Below are 14249 nucleotides of genomic sequence, written 5' to 3'. Positions count from 1 at the left end.
GTCCACCGTTCGACGGTACGCCCGCCTCCTGGACCTCACCACTCGATCACCGTCAGCTCCTGCGGTTGCCCTTCGGTGACAGCAGTTGCTCGCGCAGGACGGTCAGTTGGTGCGATGTGTCCACGGCCCGTTCCTCGTCCAGGGTCGTCAGGGCCAGCAGCAGGACATCGGCCACGACCAGCGCGGTGAGCGCCTCCGAGGTGATTCCGGTCGGGGTGTGCGGCGCGGTGAGGACGGCGTCGACGCGGTCGCCGAACTCCTCGCCCAACTCGTCCGTGACAAGCACGACGCGGGCCCCGACCGCGCGGGCCCGCTCGACGAGGACGGTCAGCTCGGTGAGAGCGCGTCCGGGCTGGAAGATCACCACGGCGTCGCCCTGGCGCAGGCCGAGCAGATGGTCGGCGAGGGCGAAGCCGGTCGCGTCGAGGAACCGGGAGCGGCGGCCGATACGGCCGAGCGCGAGCGCCAGGTGCCGGGCGGCCGCTTCGGAGGCGGCGATGCCGAAGCAGTGGACCTCCCCGGCGTCCGCCAGCGCCGCGACCGCCGCCCGCAGCGAGTCCTGGTCGGTGAGCCGCCGGGTCTGCTCGATCCGCTCCTGGGCCTCGTCGAGCACATCGCCCCAGATGCCGTCCAGGTCGCGCCCGACGTGGGCGATGCGCTGCTTCAGCCGCACCTCGGGTGCCACCGCCGCGGTGAAGCCGGTGGCCAGCTCGCGCTTGAGGGCGGGGAGTCCCCCGTAGCCGAGGCGCTGCAGGGCACGGACGACCGTGGCGTTGCTGGTGCCGCTGGCGGTGCCCAGCTCCTGGGCGCTGGCGAACAGCAGCTGTTCCACGGGAGCGCTCGCCAGGTACTGGGCGACCGTGCGCTCGGAGGCGGACAGGGCCTCCCAGTGGTCGCGGACGGCGGCGCGGAGGCGGGCCACGCCCTCTCCCAGATCCCCGGGCTCTGAAATCTCCGTTACAGGCATTGACTTCCTCGTGTCGGCCGTTACTCTCCTGGACAACGCATTCCAAGAGGAGCAGTTTTCGTAATCGACGTTACAGCACGTCGGTGCGGCACACAGCCCTCCACTGCGAGGAGAACAATGGCACCCCCTGCGTCCCCGTCCCTCCCCCTCGTCGAGATCTCCGGCACCCCGGTCGAGCGCGGCCGCCAGTACGGCGAGGCCGTCCGCGACCGGCTGCACACCGCGCTCGCCTACTACGAGGAGGCCTTCGGCCACTCGGCGGGCCTGACCTGGGAGCAGGTCACCGCCCGCGCCGCCCGCTGGCAGGAGCCGGTCGCCTCCTACGCCCCGCACCTGCTGGAGGAGATGCGCGGCACCGCCGAGGGCGCCGGGGTCTCGCTGCTCGACGTGCTCGCCCTCAACGCACGCGGCGAGGTGCTCTACGACCAGTCGTTCGCGGCCATGGAAGCGGACGCGGACGCCGCCGTCGTCGAGGAGGAGCCCGCCGAGGGCTGCACCTCCTTCGCCGCCTACGGTCCCGCCAGCGGCGACGGGCACGTCTGGGCGGGCCAGAACTGGGACTGGCGGGCCGCGGCCGCCGGCACGGTCGTCATGCTGCGGATCGTGCAGCCGCCCGCGCCGACCCTGATCATGCAGGTCGAGGCGGGCCAGATCGGCCGCCAGGGCGCGAACTCCGCCGGGATCGCCCTCAACGCCAACGGGCTCGGCGGGCGCTTCGACGACACGGTCGGCCTGCCGCAGACCGTCGTCCGCCGCAGCGTCCTCGACCAGCACGCGATCACCGACGCCCTCGACGTGCTGTGCCGCACCCGGGCCCATATCGCCTCCAACGCACTGCTTACCTGCCGCGAGGGCTTCGCCGTCGATGTCGAGACGACCCCCGCGGGCTACGGCTGGATGTATCCGACCGACGGTCTGCTGGTGCACGGCAACCACTACCAGGCGGGCGTCCCCGCGGCCATCGCCGCGGACTACCGTCCCCTCTCCCCGGACTCCCTGGTCCGTGTCCCCCGCGCCGAGGAGGGCCTGAGGGCGCTGCGCGGCTCCACCGGCCCCGACGAATCCCGCAAGCTGATCAAGCAGGCCCTCTCCGACCACCTCGGCCTGCCCGAGTCGCTGTGCACGCACCCCGACACCCGCAGGCCCGCCGTGGAGCACTGGGCCACACTGGTCTCCTCCTGCGTGGACCTGACCACCGGCGACTACCACGTCACGGCGGGCACCCCTTGTGACCGCGACTACCAGCACCTTCCCTGGAACCTCTACGACGGCCCCGACGGCTCCCCGGCCCGCCGCACCAGCTGAAAGAGAAACGCCGATGAACAGAAACTCACGCGGGACGGTGACCTGCGGGCTGGTCGTCACCGGTCTCCTCACCGCCGTCGGATGCAGCGGCGCCGACACCGCCACGACCGGCGGCAGCCCGGTCGACGCAGCGCGGCTGAAGCTCACCCCCACCACACCCGCCGCCCAGGGCTCGGTCCAGAAGGTGAACTGGCTGCTGGAGGACGAGCCGGACTCCCTCGACCTCGACAGCCAGGGCTCCAGCGCCGGCCGTGTCGTCCTGACCAATGTCTGCGAGCGGCTCTACCAGCTCCAGCCCGACATGACCGTCAAGCCGTTCCTCGCCGAGAAGGCGACGACGCCCGACGACAAGACCCTCGTCCTGAAGGTCCGCTCCGGTGTCACCTTCCACGACGGCTCGAAGCTCACCGCCGACGACGTCCTGTGGAGCCTGAAGCGGCACGCCGACCCGGACATGGAACAGAGCGACGAGTTCACCAACGTCTCGGCCATGACGAAGACGGGCGCCGACGAGATCACCGTCCGCTTCGAACAGCCCGACGCGCTGTTCACCAAGGCCCTCGCCGGTGACGCCGGCATCGTCTGGAACAAGGAGCAGGTGGAGAAGGCGGGCAAGGACTTCGGCACCCCCGGCCAGGGCGACGCCTGCTCGGGCCCGTACCAGCTGACGGGCTGGAAGTCCGGTGACTCGATCACCATCCGCGCCCACGACGGCTACTGGGGCGAGCAGCCGCTGACCAAGGAGGTCGTCTTCCGCTGGGCCTCCGACAGCGCCCTGGTCAACGCGCTGAAGACCGGCGCGGCCGACGGCACCTTCGCCGAGTCGCCCAACACCGCCTCCGCGCTGCGCGACGTCAAGGGCCTCAGCCAGTACTACGGCCCCTCCACCGCCACCCTCGACCTCATCCCCACCGAACGCGGCGGGCTGAAGGACCCGGGTGTCCGACGCGCCGTGTCCCTCGCCCTTGACCGCGCCGGCATCGCCAAGTCGGGCTACGGCGGCCTGGTCCAGCCGTGGGCGGCCCCGGTCGGCTCCGGCTCCTGGGGCTACGCGAAGCCGGAGTTCGCCGCAGCGCAGCAGGAGCTGGCGGCCGGCGCGCCCGCCTCACCCGACGCGGACGACATCGCCGAGGCCAAGAAGCTCGTGAAGGAGGCCGGCGCACCGGCGGCCCCGATCGTCATCGGCACCGACGCCAGCCAGGGCCGCACCGTCGTCGCCAACGCCCTGCGCGCCGCCCTCCAGCGCATCGGGCTCAAGGGCGACGTCAAGACGGTGCCGACGACCCAGTTCGAGGAGTTCTACAGCGACCCGCAGGCCCGCGCGGGCATCGATGTCCTGGTGGGCGACTGGTACATCTCCAAGTCCGACCCGATGGGCTTCTACGACAACGGCCTGTCCGACTCCTCCAACAACTGGATCGGCTTCAAGGACGCCACCTACGACAAGAAGGTGCACCAGGCGCTGTCCACGCTGGACGACGCGAAGCGTGCCGCCCTCGCCATCGACGTACAGAAGCGGTTCACCGACGCGGCGGTCTGGATCCCCGTCGCCCAGGTGCCCTCGGTGCTGGTGCTGAACAGCGAACTGACCGGGGCGCCCGCCTCCCAGGCCTATCTGTACTACCCGTGGGCGGCCGGCCTCGGCGCGAGGAAGGGCTGAGCCGGCATGGCCGCCCGGATCGTACGGCGCCTGGCCGGTTTCCTGGCCACGCTTCTCGCCGCATCCTTCGTCATCTTCGCGGCCGTCTACGCGGCCCCCGGCGACCCCGCCGTCTTCCTGGCCGGCGGTCGCGACGAGCTCACCCCCGAGCGGCTCGCGGCCGTCCGCGCCCAGTACCACCTGGACGAGCCGCTGGTGGTGCAGTACGGGCGCTGGCTCGCCGACTGCGTCCACCTCGACCTCGGCCGCTCCTTCAAGTACGGCGACCAGGTGGCCGACCTGATCGCGGCCCGGCTGCCCACCACCGTCGAACTGGTCGTCTACGCCACCGTGCTGTTCGTCGTCCTCGGCGTGGGCTCCGGCATCCTCGCCGCGATCCGGCAGTCCACCTGGGTCGACTCCGCGGTGGTCGGCGGGACGACGCTCGCCGCGTCCGTGCCCTCGTTCGTCGCGGCGATCGCCCTGGTGTCGCTGTTCGGCGTGCAGTTGGGCTGGTTCCCGGTGACGGGCACCGGCAGCGGCTTCGCCGGGACCCTGCACCATCTGACGCTGCCCGCGCTGTCGCTGGCCCTCGGCGCGCTCGCGCTCATCAGCCGGGTCACCCGGCAGGCCATGGCGGACGCCGCCGCGTCCGACCACGTCGAGGCCGCCCGGGCCTCCGGCATCCCGGAGCGGGACATCGTCCGCCGGCACGTGCTGCGCAACGCGCTCGGCCCGATCGTCACCATGTGCGGCCTGGTCATGGCCGGGATGCTCGCCGGGACGGTCGTCGTCGAGACCGCCTTCGGCATCAGCGGCATCGGCTCGCTGCTGGTCGGCGCGATCAACACCCACGACTTCCCGGTGGCCCAGGCCGTGCTGCTGCTCATGGTCACCGGCTATGTCGTCGTCACCACCGTCGTCGACCTGGTCCATCCGCTGCTCGACCCGCGCGTCCGCGAGGAGGCCCGTACCGCATGACCGCGCTCACCCTCGCCCCCGTCCGCGTACGCCCCCGACGCCCCGTGGGTGTGCTGGTGGCCGGCGGATTCCTGGGCCTGGTGGTCCTGGCCGCCGTGCTCGCCCCGCTGCTGGCGCCCTACGCCCCCGACGCCATCGATCTGTCCGCCTCGCTCGCCGGCACGAGCCCCGACCACCTCCTGGGCACCGACTCCTCGGGCCAGGACCTCCTCTCCCGGGTGCTGTACGGCGCCCGCACCAGCCTCATCGCCCCGCTGCTGCTCCTCGCGGTGGCCGCGCTGCTCGGCGTCACCCTCGGTGTGCTGGCCGCCTGGCGGGGCGGCTGGACGGACGCGTTCGTCTCCCGGCTGACGGATGTGATGTACGCCTTCCCCGGGCTGCTGTTCACCGTCCTGATCATCGCGGTCTTCGGCACCGGCATGACCACGTCCGTCCTGGCCCTCGGTCTCGCCTACACCCCGACGGTCGCCAAGTACACGCGCTCACTGGCCCTTTCCGAGTGCCGCAAGCCCTACGTCGACGCCTACCGCGTCCAGGGCATGGGCGGCGCCCGGATCTGCGCGCGCCACCTGGTGCCGAACCTGGGCCGGTCGGTCGCCGGTTACCTGGTGGTGCTGTTCGGCGAGGCGCTCATGTCGCTCGCCACCCTGTCCTACCTCGGCTTCGGCGCCCAGCCGCCCAGCTCCGACTGGGGTCTGATGGTGCAGGAGGGGCAGGCCGCCGTCGTCCAGGGCGCGCTGCTGCCCGCGCTGGTGCCCGGCACCGCCATCGCCGCGGTCGTCGTCTCCTTCAACGTCGTCGGCGTCTGGGCGGCCGACCGGCTCGGAGGGCGGAACTGATGCTGCTCACCCTCGACCACCTCACGGTGCAGCTCCCGGGTGCCGCCCGGCCGCTGCTGGACGAGGTGTCCCTGCGTGTGGATCCGGGCGAGGTCGTCGGCCTGGTCGGCGAGTCCGGCTCGGGCAAGTCGACCACGGCGAAGGCCGCCCTCGGCCTGCTGCCGGACGGGGCCACGGCCTCCGGCTCCGTCCGGGCCGGCGACGCGGACGTCCTCGCCCTCGGCGGCGAGGACCTGCGCCGGCACCGCGCCCGCACGGTCGCCATGGTCCACCAGGACCCGCGCGCCGCCCTCAATCCCGTGCGGCGCATCGGGGACTTCCTCCGTGAGCGCGGCGCCGACCGGGCCCGGGCCGTCGAACTCCTCGCCGCCGTCGGCCTCTCCGACCCGGAACGCCGGCTGAAGCAGCGCCCGCACGAGCTGTCCGGCGGCATGCTCCAGCGGGTCGTCATCGCGGGCGCCCTGGCCGTGCGACCCCGGCTGCTGCTCGCCGACGAGGCCACCAGCGCGCTCGACGTCACCACCCAGGCGGAGATCCTCGCCCTGCTGCGGACCCTGCGCGCGGAGCAGCAGGCCGGGATGCTGTTCATCACGCACGACCTGCACCTGGCCGCCGCGTACTGCGACCGCGTGTACGTCATGTACGCCGGCCGGGTCGTCGAGGAGCGCACCGCCGAGGCGCTGTTCGCCGACCCCGCGCACCCCTACACCCGCGGACTGCTCTCCTGCTCGCCCACCCTGGGCGACACCTCCCACACCCTGCTGCCCATCCCGGGGCGCCCGCCGTCCCTGTCCGACGTCTTCAGCGGCTGCCCGTTCGCCGCCCGCTGTCCCGACGCCGAGCCGGAGTGCGACACCTGGCGGCCGACGTCGGCGGAACTCCCGGACGGCGGAACGGCCGCCTGCCGCCGGATACCGGCCGCGGTGGCCACCGCGGCGGCCCCGGCCGAAAGGAGCACGCCATGACCGACGGCCCTCTGCTGGTCGCCGACGGCCTGCGCAAGTCCTACTCCCTGCCCGGCCGCGGCCGGCTCACCGCCGCCGAGGAGGTGTCGTTCGGTGTGCCCCGGGGCGGCTCGCTCGGGATCGTCGGGGAGTCCGGGTCCGGCAAGACGACGGTGGCCCGGATGCTGGTCGGTCTGGTGCGGCCCGACGCCGGCACCGTCAGCGTCGACGGACGCCCGCGGGAGGCGCGCACGCCCCGGCGAAAGGCGGCCCGGCTGGCCCGGGCCCGGGAGATCCAGATGGTCTTCCAGGACCCGTACGTCTCACTCGACCCGCGGCTCACGGCCGACCGGTGCCTGCGCACCGCGCTGCGCCTGCACGGCCGGGACGAGGACCTGGCCGCTGACCTCCTGGACCGGGTCGGCCTCGGCGAACGGGAGGCAGCGGCCCGGCCCCGGCAGCTCTCGGGGGGCCAGCGCCAGCGTCTCGCGATCGCCCGGGCGCTCGCCCCGGGCCCGCGGGTGCTGGTCCTGGACGAGGCCGTGGCCGCCCTGGACGTGTCGATCCAGGCCCAGATCCTGCGGTTGCTCGAAGAGATCCGCCGGGACACCGGGGTCGCGCTCGTCTTCGTCGGGCACGACCTGGCGGTGGTGCAGCACATCACCGACGACGTGCTGGTGATGCGCCGGGGCCGGATCGTCGAGCAGGGCCCGACCCGGCAGGTGCTCTCCGATCCGGCCCACCCGTACACCAAGCTGCTGCTCGCGGCCGTTCCCGGCGAGGGCTGGGACCCGGCCACTGCGGTCGAGGCCCGGGCGGCCGCGCTGGGTCCCTGAGGCGACAGGACGGGGCAGCGCGCGACACCACCGTCGGTCCCGCGTGCGGCCTCAGCGGCCGCCGCGGATCAGGCCCGTCAGATACCGCCACAGCGAGGAGCGCTGCCGGGCGGACGGGTCCGGCAGGACCTCCTCCGCCACCCCCGGGGCGGGGTCGTCCGCCGCCGGCCGCACGGGCGCCGAGGCGAGTTCGTACCGCACGGGCAGCGAGCGCAGGCCCCGCATGAACGGGGAGGAACGCCAGGGCAGTTGGTCGGCGGGCAGGGCGAGGTCGAGGTGGTCGAACCGCTCGAACAGGCGCCCCACCCCGGCCGCCGCGACCGTCGAGGCGAGCTCCCGGGCCGGGCACTGCCGCGGTCCGGCTCCCCAGGACAGATGCGCCCGGGTGCTGATGGTGGTGCCGGAGGCCACGTGGTCGGCGAAGAGCGGGTCGGCGTGCGCGGCACCCGGGGAGACCCAGACCGGCTCGCCTGCGCGGATCGTGTAGTTGCCGAGCGGGGTGTCCCGGGCCGCGAAGCGCGGGACGAAGTTCACCAGGGGCGGTTTGCGCATCACCACCCGGTTCATGGTCTCCCTGACCATCCCGGCGGACAGGCTGGCGCGCACACTGCCCTCCCCCGAGATGACCTCGACGACGGTGTTGGAGATGAGGATGCCGACGTGGTCGGAGGTCATGCCGAGCAGCATGAAGAGTTCGCGGGCGAGATGGTCGAGGGAGAGGTCCGGGTGCGCGGCCAGCAGGTACGAGGGGAAGTCGTCGCCCGGCTTCTCGAGCTTCCCCGCGGCCAGTTCCGCCAGGGTCGCGAGCAGGCGCTCCAGCGCTGCCTCGGCGTCCGGGCCGGCGTCGAGCACGCGCCACATGTCCATCAGCGCGTCGTCGCCCTGCGAGCCGGGGAAGCCGAGCAGATGGCTCGCCACCATCAGCGGCAGCGGCCGGGAGAACTGCGCCGACAGGTCCGCCACACCGGTCCTGCCGCCCTGTCCCACCAGGGTGATCAGCTCGTCGGCGTAGGCGGTGACGGCGGACTTCAGGCGCTTCGCCTGCGGGTGGCGCGGGTCCTGGAACGGCTTGAGGGCCACGTCCCACGCGGAACGCAGCGGCCGGTAGCCGGGGCCGCCCTGGATCAGGATGTGGTTGACCTCCAGGGACGGGCCGAGCGGCCAGTCGGCCGGCACCCTGCCCTCGGAGCGGGCCCGCCAGTTCTCCAGCCCCTTGGGGAAACCGTCGTTGTCCTGGAGCACCTGGAGCGACTCGCGGTAGCCCAGGACCAGCCAGGCGGGCACCCCCAGCAGATCGACCGGAGCGACCGGGCCGTGTTCGTTCCGAAGCCGCTCGTACACGAGCGAGGGACGTGTCTCGTAGTCCCGGGTCAGCAGCGGTTCGGGACTCAAGGTCTCCAGCCGCGTGTCGTCCAGGTCCACGGATCCGCCGTCACCCCACTGGGATTCCATCGTCTTGCCACCCCTCCGACACGCCCCGTACCGGCACCCCATCAGCCGGTAGCCGGAAACGGTGGGGACCCTACCCCAGGACGAACTCGTGGGTAACGACCGGGGGTGGGGTGACGAGGGCTGCCCGGCGACGGGGCGTGCCGCGGATCAGGCCGCCGTGTAGCCGAGTTGGCGGCGCATGTAGGGCGTCATGAGCGTTTTCGCCTTGGCCAGGGTGGTGGTGCGGCTGCCGAGGACGGCGGACTCGCCGCCGGGTACGGGCAGCACGGTCAGTCCGTCGGCCGGTCCGAACGGCACGATGAGCGGGGTGCGCTGGATCGGCCGGTAGAAGCGCGGCTCCTTGCGGTGCTTGCCGGAACTCTGCAGGTAGGCGCGGATGTTGTGGGCCGCGATGTCCGCCTGGGCGAGGGCGGCGGGGGTGATCTTGAGTTCGCTGACGTCGTTCACGTCGCCGACGGCGAACACGTCGAGCTTCCCCTCGACGCGCAGTGTCCGGTCGACCTTGACGTGTCCGTCCCTGTTGAGCCAGTCGCCGTGTCCGGCCAGGCGGAGCCAGAGCGTGTTGGGGGTGGTGCCGGTCGCCCAGAAGGACAGGTCGGCCTCGAGGACGGCGCCGCGGGCGTCGCGGTAGGTGCCGAAGTCGTTGCCGGGTGACATGAAGGCGTCGAGCCGTACCTCGACGTCGTGGGACTCGAGCCAGGCCCGGGCCTTGCGTCCCGGCCGGGTGCTGCCCGTGGAGTCGAGCAGCGCCGGACCGGAGTGGGCGAGCGTGACCCGGGCGTCGGGGCGGGCGAGGCGGATCTCGGCGCTGAGTTCGACACCCCCGGGTCCGCCGCCGACGACGAGGACGTGTTCGGCCGTGGCGACGCTGCGCTGGTGTTCGGCGAACGACTTGGCCGCCTCCTCGGTGGTGGTACCGGTGAAGCGGGCCGGCTCGGGATAGTCGGCGCCGGTGGCGATCACGACCACGTCGTAGGGCAGCCGCTCGCCGGTGGCGAGGACGACCTGACGCTCGGCGGTGTCGACGCGGACGCACTTGCCCGCGACCACGCGGCCGTTGCCGAGCAGCCGGTCGTACGGGATGAAGGGGGTGTGGGTCCACTCGGGGCGGACACCGGCGCGCAGGGAGGCGACGCGGTGGAAGAAGACCTCCTTGCGGTCCACCAGCGTGACCCGGGCGAGGCCGTCCAGCCGCTTCGCCAGCCGGACTCCGGCGTATCCGCCGCCGATCACCACTACGTCGCCGTCGTACACACCGAGTCTCCTGTGCCTGGTGGGGGGTGCGAGTGCCGCCGCGGACGGGCCCCGCTCGGATCGACCCCCGGCGGCCACTCGACTGAGGGTGAGATTAGCCCTTGAAACTTAAAGGGATTTCGAGGTTCCGTGCATGTTCCGTGAAGGGATCGGCATCCTGACCGGCCGTCACTTCCCCCAGATCTTCCGGTACGCCTCCTGGTAGCCGGAGGGGTCCCAGGTCGTGGCGCCCTCGCTGTTGCCTTCCGTGGCGATGTGGACGGGGGCCGTGTACCCGCTGGCCGGGCGGCCCGCGAAGGCGCGGTTGAACTCGTCGACGATCTGCCAGCCCTGGAGGGTGAGCGGCTCGGGCACGGTGGCGGCCTGGTACTGCTCGCTGTTGATGCGCTGGAAGGCGGACGGGTCGCCGTCGCCCGCGCCGATGTTGAAGGGCGGTCCTGAGCCCTTCTCCCCGGCCGCGCGGAAGGCGGGGGCGGCGTCGGCGAAGTAGAGGTCGTTGATGGCGACGGAGTGGGTCCAGCGGTCCTGGAACCGGGAGAGCAGGGAGGAGATCTCCCGCGGGGTGCGGCTGCTCGCGTCGGGGATCGGGATGTTCTCGACCGAGAGCAGCTTCACGCCCGAGCAGGCGGCGAGTTCCTTCCTGATCAGGTCGGACTTGTTCCTGGCGAAGGGGATCGAGGCGTCGGTGATGACCACGACCCCGGCGCGGCCGTCCGAGTCGGAGATGATCCACTGCGCGCTGATGCGGGCCACGTCCTGGACCCGGGTGGTGACGTTGGTGAAGAGGTCGGGCCGCCGGCTGGGGCCGGGCTCGGGCACCGCGTGCCAGCCGATGAGCGGGATGCCCTGCGCGTTGGCCCGCGCGGCCTGCGACGCCGTCGAGTCGGGATCGAACCCGCCGATGACGATGCCCGCGGGCCGGAGGGCCACGGCCTCGCTCATGGCCGCCTGGATACCGGCCGGAGTGCCTCCGCCGTCGATCACCCGGACGTCCCATCCGATGACCCGCGCGGCTTCCCGCACCCCCTTCGCGGCGCCGGCGACTCCGGGATTGGTCATGGTCTGGGCGACGTAGACGATCGCCCTGCCGGAGACCGCAGCGGGTCCGCCGGTGGGCCCGCCCCAGGGGATGTCGGTCCGTTCCGCCCGGGTGACGGCGGCCTGGGCCCTGGCGTGGACGGCTGGACAGCCGCTCGGGCCCGTGGCGGTCTCGTCCGCGCCGTCCGACGAACCGCGTTCGCAGCTGACCAGGGCGGCCGCGGTCGCCAGCAGGGCGCAGGAGGCGAGCCGCGCGGTGCGGACCGCGGGGGCGGGCTTGTGGTTGCGGTGCACGGAAGCTCCTGTGAGGGATCGGCGCGGCGGGGCGTGCCGGGGGTCAGGGAGGTGTGCCCGCCGTTCCGGCCCCGGGCGCCGGGGCGGACGGTGGCGGGGGCGGTGCCGCGGGCGAGTCACGCGCCGCGGCCCCTCCGCGCAGCCTGCGCCGGGCGGCGTATCCGGCCAGGCCCACGGCGATGAGCAGGGTGCCGCCGTGGAAGAGCGGGACCGTCCAGAAGTCGGCGCCCAGCTGGGCGATGCCGGTGAGTCCGACGGCGAGGACGGCCACGGCGACGACGGTGCCGAGGGCGTTGGGCCGGCCGGGCTTGATCGCCGTGGAGCCGAGGAGGGCGCCGACGAAGGCGGGCAGCAGGTAGTCGAGGCCGACGCTCGGGTTGCCGATCTGCTGCTGGGACGCGAGCAGGACGCCGGCGAAGCCGACGATCAGCCCCGAGGCGGCGAAGGCGTAGACGGTGTACTTGCGGGTCGGGATGCCGACCAGGTCGGCCGCGCGCGGGTTCGACCCGACGACGTACAGGTACCGGCCGAGCGGCAGCCGTTCCAGCACCAGCCAGAGGATCCCGGCGAGGGCGAGCACGTAGAAGGCCGGCACCGGGAGGCCGAGGAACGTGGAGTCGTAGAGGTCGGTGAACGCGGGCGGGAGGCCCTGCGGGCCGGGGACGATCCGGCTGCCGTCGGTGATCCAGCCGGTCACGGCGTACAGCATGCTGCCGGTTCCCAGGGTGGCGATGAAGGAGTCGATGCGGCCGAACTCGACGATGACGCCGTTGAGGACGCCCACGACCAGGCCTCCGGCGATCACCGTGAGACAGGCGAGCGGCCAGGGCCAGGACTCGTTGACGATGAGCTGCAGCACCATCACATGGGCCAGGCCGAGGCCGTAGCCGATCGACAGGTCGAACGCGCCGGTGACGATGGGGACCATGGCGGCGAGCGCGAGGACGGCGGGGATCGACTGGTTGGACAGGATCGAGTCGAGGGTGTCCAGGGTGGGGAAGGTGTTCGGCAGGGCGAGGGAGAAGACCAGGTAGAGAACGGCGGTGAGGCCGAGCAGGCCGTAGGCGCCGATGTGATGTCCGCCCGGCCTGCGCGGTCGGGTCCGGGGGGTCGTCATGGGTGCGTCGCGGCGCTGGACGGAGGGATGGCCGAGGCGGCCCGGGTGAGCCCGGCGACGGTGAGCGACCGGCCGCTGAGCTCGGCCGTCACCGACCCGCGGACGAAGACCAGGGTGCGCCGGCACACGCTCGCGACCTCCTCGAAGTCGGTGGACAGGAGCAGGACCGCCAGGCCTGCCTCCAGTGCCTCGTCGAGCAGGCGGTGGATCGCGGCCTTGGCGCCGATGTCCACGCTCGCGGTCGGCTCCTCGAGGATCAGCAGCCGCAGCTCCGTGCGCAGCCAGCGGCCGATCATGACCTTCTGCTGGTTGCCGCCGGAGAGTGTGGCGATGGGGGTCTCGCTGTCGCGGGGGCGGACCGAGAACCGTTCGATCAGGGCGCGGGCCGTGCCGCGTTCGCGCCGGGGCCCGATCCAGCGGGGCGCCGCCACGCCTCCCGCGCGCGGGTTGGCCAGGAGGTTCTCCCGTACGGTCAACTCGGCAAGGCAGCTCTCCCGGAGCCGGTCCCCCGGCACGAACCCCACACCGAGGGCGACGGCCTCGGCGACGGTACGGGGGTGATACGAGCGTCCGTGCAGTACGGCCCGCCCGCCCAGGATCGGCCGGTCGCCGGCGAGGGCCCGGCCCAGGTCCGTGTGCCCGGCGTCGGAGAGCCCGACCAGCCCGAGGACCTCCCCGCCCGCGAGCTCCAGACTGACGGGGCCGGCCAGGGGGGTGCGTACGGAGTCGAGAGTCAGGACGGGCGGTGCCCCTGCTGCCGGGGGCGTGGGTGGGGAGGCAGGGGCCGGGCGGGGGGCAAGGGATTCCTCCTCGCCGACGATGTCCTGGACCAGGCGCGCCGGGCTGTGGTCCCGCAGGCTGCCGTGGCTGACGAGGTGGCCGTCGCGCAGGACGGCGAAGGTGTCGGCGACCCGGTAGACCTCGTCCAGGCGATGGCTGACGTAGAGGACGGCGTGGCCGCGGTCGCGCAGGTCGTGCAGGACGTCGAAGAGCCGGGCGCTGTCCGCGGCGGGCAGCCGGGCGGTGGGCTCGTCGAGGACGATGAGCCTCGCGCGGGCCGCCAGGGCCCTGGCGATGGCGACCAGCGAGCGGTCGGCCGGCGCGAGCCCGGAGACCGGCGCGTCGGGGTCGAGGTGAACGGCGACGACGCGCAGGGCGTCGACGCAGCGCTTGCGGGTGCGGCGCCAGGAGATCAGCCCGGTCCGGCGGCCGTACCCGGTGGTCAGGGCGATGTTCTCGGCGACCGTCATCCATTCCACGAGACCGAGGTCCTGGTGGATGAAGGACATCCCGCGGGAGGCGGCGGGAGTGCCGAGCGGCTGCCCGGCCACCGTGATCTGCCCCGCGTCGGCGTGATGGACTCCGGCGAGCACCTTGATGAGCGTGGACTTTCCGGCCCCGTTGGGGCCGAGGAGGGCGAGCACGCTGCCCGCGTGCACATCGAGGTCGACCCCGGCCAGCGCGACGGTTCCGCCGAACCGCTTGCTGAGCCCGCGGATACGGACCAAGGGCTCCGGTCCGAAGGGCGAAGCCGCCTTCGCCGGAGTGTCGGGAGCGTCGCGCACTCGATCAAATTACAGCAT

The 14249-nt window shown here is 72.9% G+C and carries 12 protein-coding genes; 6 read left to right on the top strand and 6 right to left on the bottom strand.

Going from position 1 to position 14249, the window contains the following annotated elements:
- Nucleotides 1–52: 52 nt before the first annotated feature.
- The gene (locus ACFT32_RS09270) at nt 53–967 is read right to left on the bottom strand and encodes a MurR/RpiR family transcriptional regulator (protein WP_382487528.1); all 915 of its coding nucleotides are present in this window, start codon (nt 965–967) and stop codon (nt 53–55) included.
- Between the two features lie 117 nt (nt 968–1084).
- Here ACFT32_RS09270 and ACFT32_RS09265 point away from each other — a divergent pair, with 117 nt between their 5' ends.
- The 6 genes from ACFT32_RS09265 to ACFT32_RS09240 are packed head-to-tail and all read left to right on the top strand — an operon-like array spanning nt 1085 to nt 7511.
- Nucleotides 1085–2272: a C45 family autoproteolytic acyltransferase/hydolase gene (locus ACFT32_RS09265; RefSeq protein WP_382487526.1), complete on the top strand. Its 1188-nt coding sequence runs from the start codon at nt 1085–1087 to the stop codon at nt 2270–2272.
- A 13-nt stretch (nt 2273–2285) separates the two neighbouring features.
- Entirely contained in the window at nt 2286–3932 is a 1647-nt protein-coding gene (locus ACFT32_RS09260) for an ABC transporter substrate-binding protein (RefSeq protein ID WP_382487524.1), read from the top strand.
- A 6-nt stretch (nt 3933–3938) separates the two neighbouring features.
- Nucleotides 3939–4892, top strand: coding sequence for an ABC transporter permease (locus ACFT32_RS09255; protein WP_382487523.1), 954 nt, complete (start codon nt 3939–3941; stop codon nt 4890–4892).
- A complete protein-coding gene (locus ACFT32_RS09250) occupies nt 4889–5731 on the top strand; it encodes an ABC transporter permease (protein ID WP_382487521.1) in 843 nt (280 codons plus the stop codon). Before ACFT32_RS09255 ends, ACFT32_RS09250 begins: the two co-directional genes overlap by 4 nt.
- The gene (locus ACFT32_RS09245; protein WP_382487519.1) at nt 5731–6696 is read left to right on the top strand and encodes an ABC transporter ATP-binding protein; all 966 of its coding nucleotides are present in this window, start codon (nt 5731–5733) and stop codon (nt 6694–6696) included. The genes ACFT32_RS09250 and ACFT32_RS09245 overlap by 1 nt, the downstream gene beginning before the upstream one ends.
- Nucleotides 6693–7511 carry an ABC transporter ATP-binding protein gene (locus tag ACFT32_RS09240; RefSeq protein ID WP_382487517.1) on the top strand — a complete coding sequence of 273 codons (819 nt, stop codon included), beginning with the start codon at nt 6693–6695 and terminating at the stop codon, nt 7509–7511. The genes ACFT32_RS09245 and ACFT32_RS09240 overlap by 4 nt, the downstream gene beginning before the upstream one ends.
- A 51-nt stretch (nt 7512–7562) precedes the next feature.
- Here ACFT32_RS09240 and ACFT32_RS09235 read toward each other — a convergent pair whose 3' ends face one another.
- From ACFT32_RS09235 to ACFT32_RS09215, 5 genes are all read right to left on the bottom strand, one after another.
- A complete protein-coding gene (locus ACFT32_RS09235; protein ID WP_382487515.1) occupies nt 7563–8963 on the bottom strand; it encodes a cytochrome P450 in 1401 nt (466 codons plus the stop codon).
- Nucleotides 8964–9110: 147 nt separating this feature from the next.
- Nucleotides 9111–10217: an NAD(P)/FAD-dependent oxidoreductase gene (locus ACFT32_RS09230; RefSeq protein ID WP_382487513.1), complete on the bottom strand. Its 1107-nt coding sequence runs from the start codon at nt 10215–10217 to the stop codon at nt 9111–9113.
- A gap of 168 nt (nt 10218–10385) precedes the next feature.
- Nucleotides 10386–11549, bottom strand: a complete 1164-nt coding sequence (locus ACFT32_RS09225) for a substrate-binding domain-containing protein (RefSeq protein ID WP_382487511.1) — start codon at nt 11547–11549, stop codon at nt 10386–10388.
- Nucleotides 11550–11592: 43 nt separating this feature from the next.
- The gene (locus ACFT32_RS09220; protein ID WP_382487510.1) at nt 11593–12666 is read right to left on the bottom strand and encodes an ABC transporter permease; all 1074 of its coding nucleotides are present in this window, start codon (nt 12664–12666) and stop codon (nt 11593–11595) included.
- Complete coding sequence (locus tag ACFT32_RS09215; RefSeq protein ID WP_382487508.1) at nt 12663–14231, bottom strand: sugar ABC transporter ATP-binding protein; 1569 nt, start codon at nt 14229–14231, stop codon at nt 12663–12665. Before ACFT32_RS09215 ends, ACFT32_RS09220 begins: the two co-directional genes overlap by 4 nt.
- Between the last annotated feature and the right edge of the window lie 18 nt (nt 14232–14249).

The sequence above is a fragment of the Streptomyces sp. NPDC057002 genome (assembly GCF_042673825.1).
GTDB lineage: Bacteria > Actinomycetota > Actinomycetes > Streptomycetales > Streptomycetaceae > Streptomyces.
Note: the sequence above shows the minus strand (reverse complement) of the source record. Positions and strands in the feature narration are given on the sequence as shown.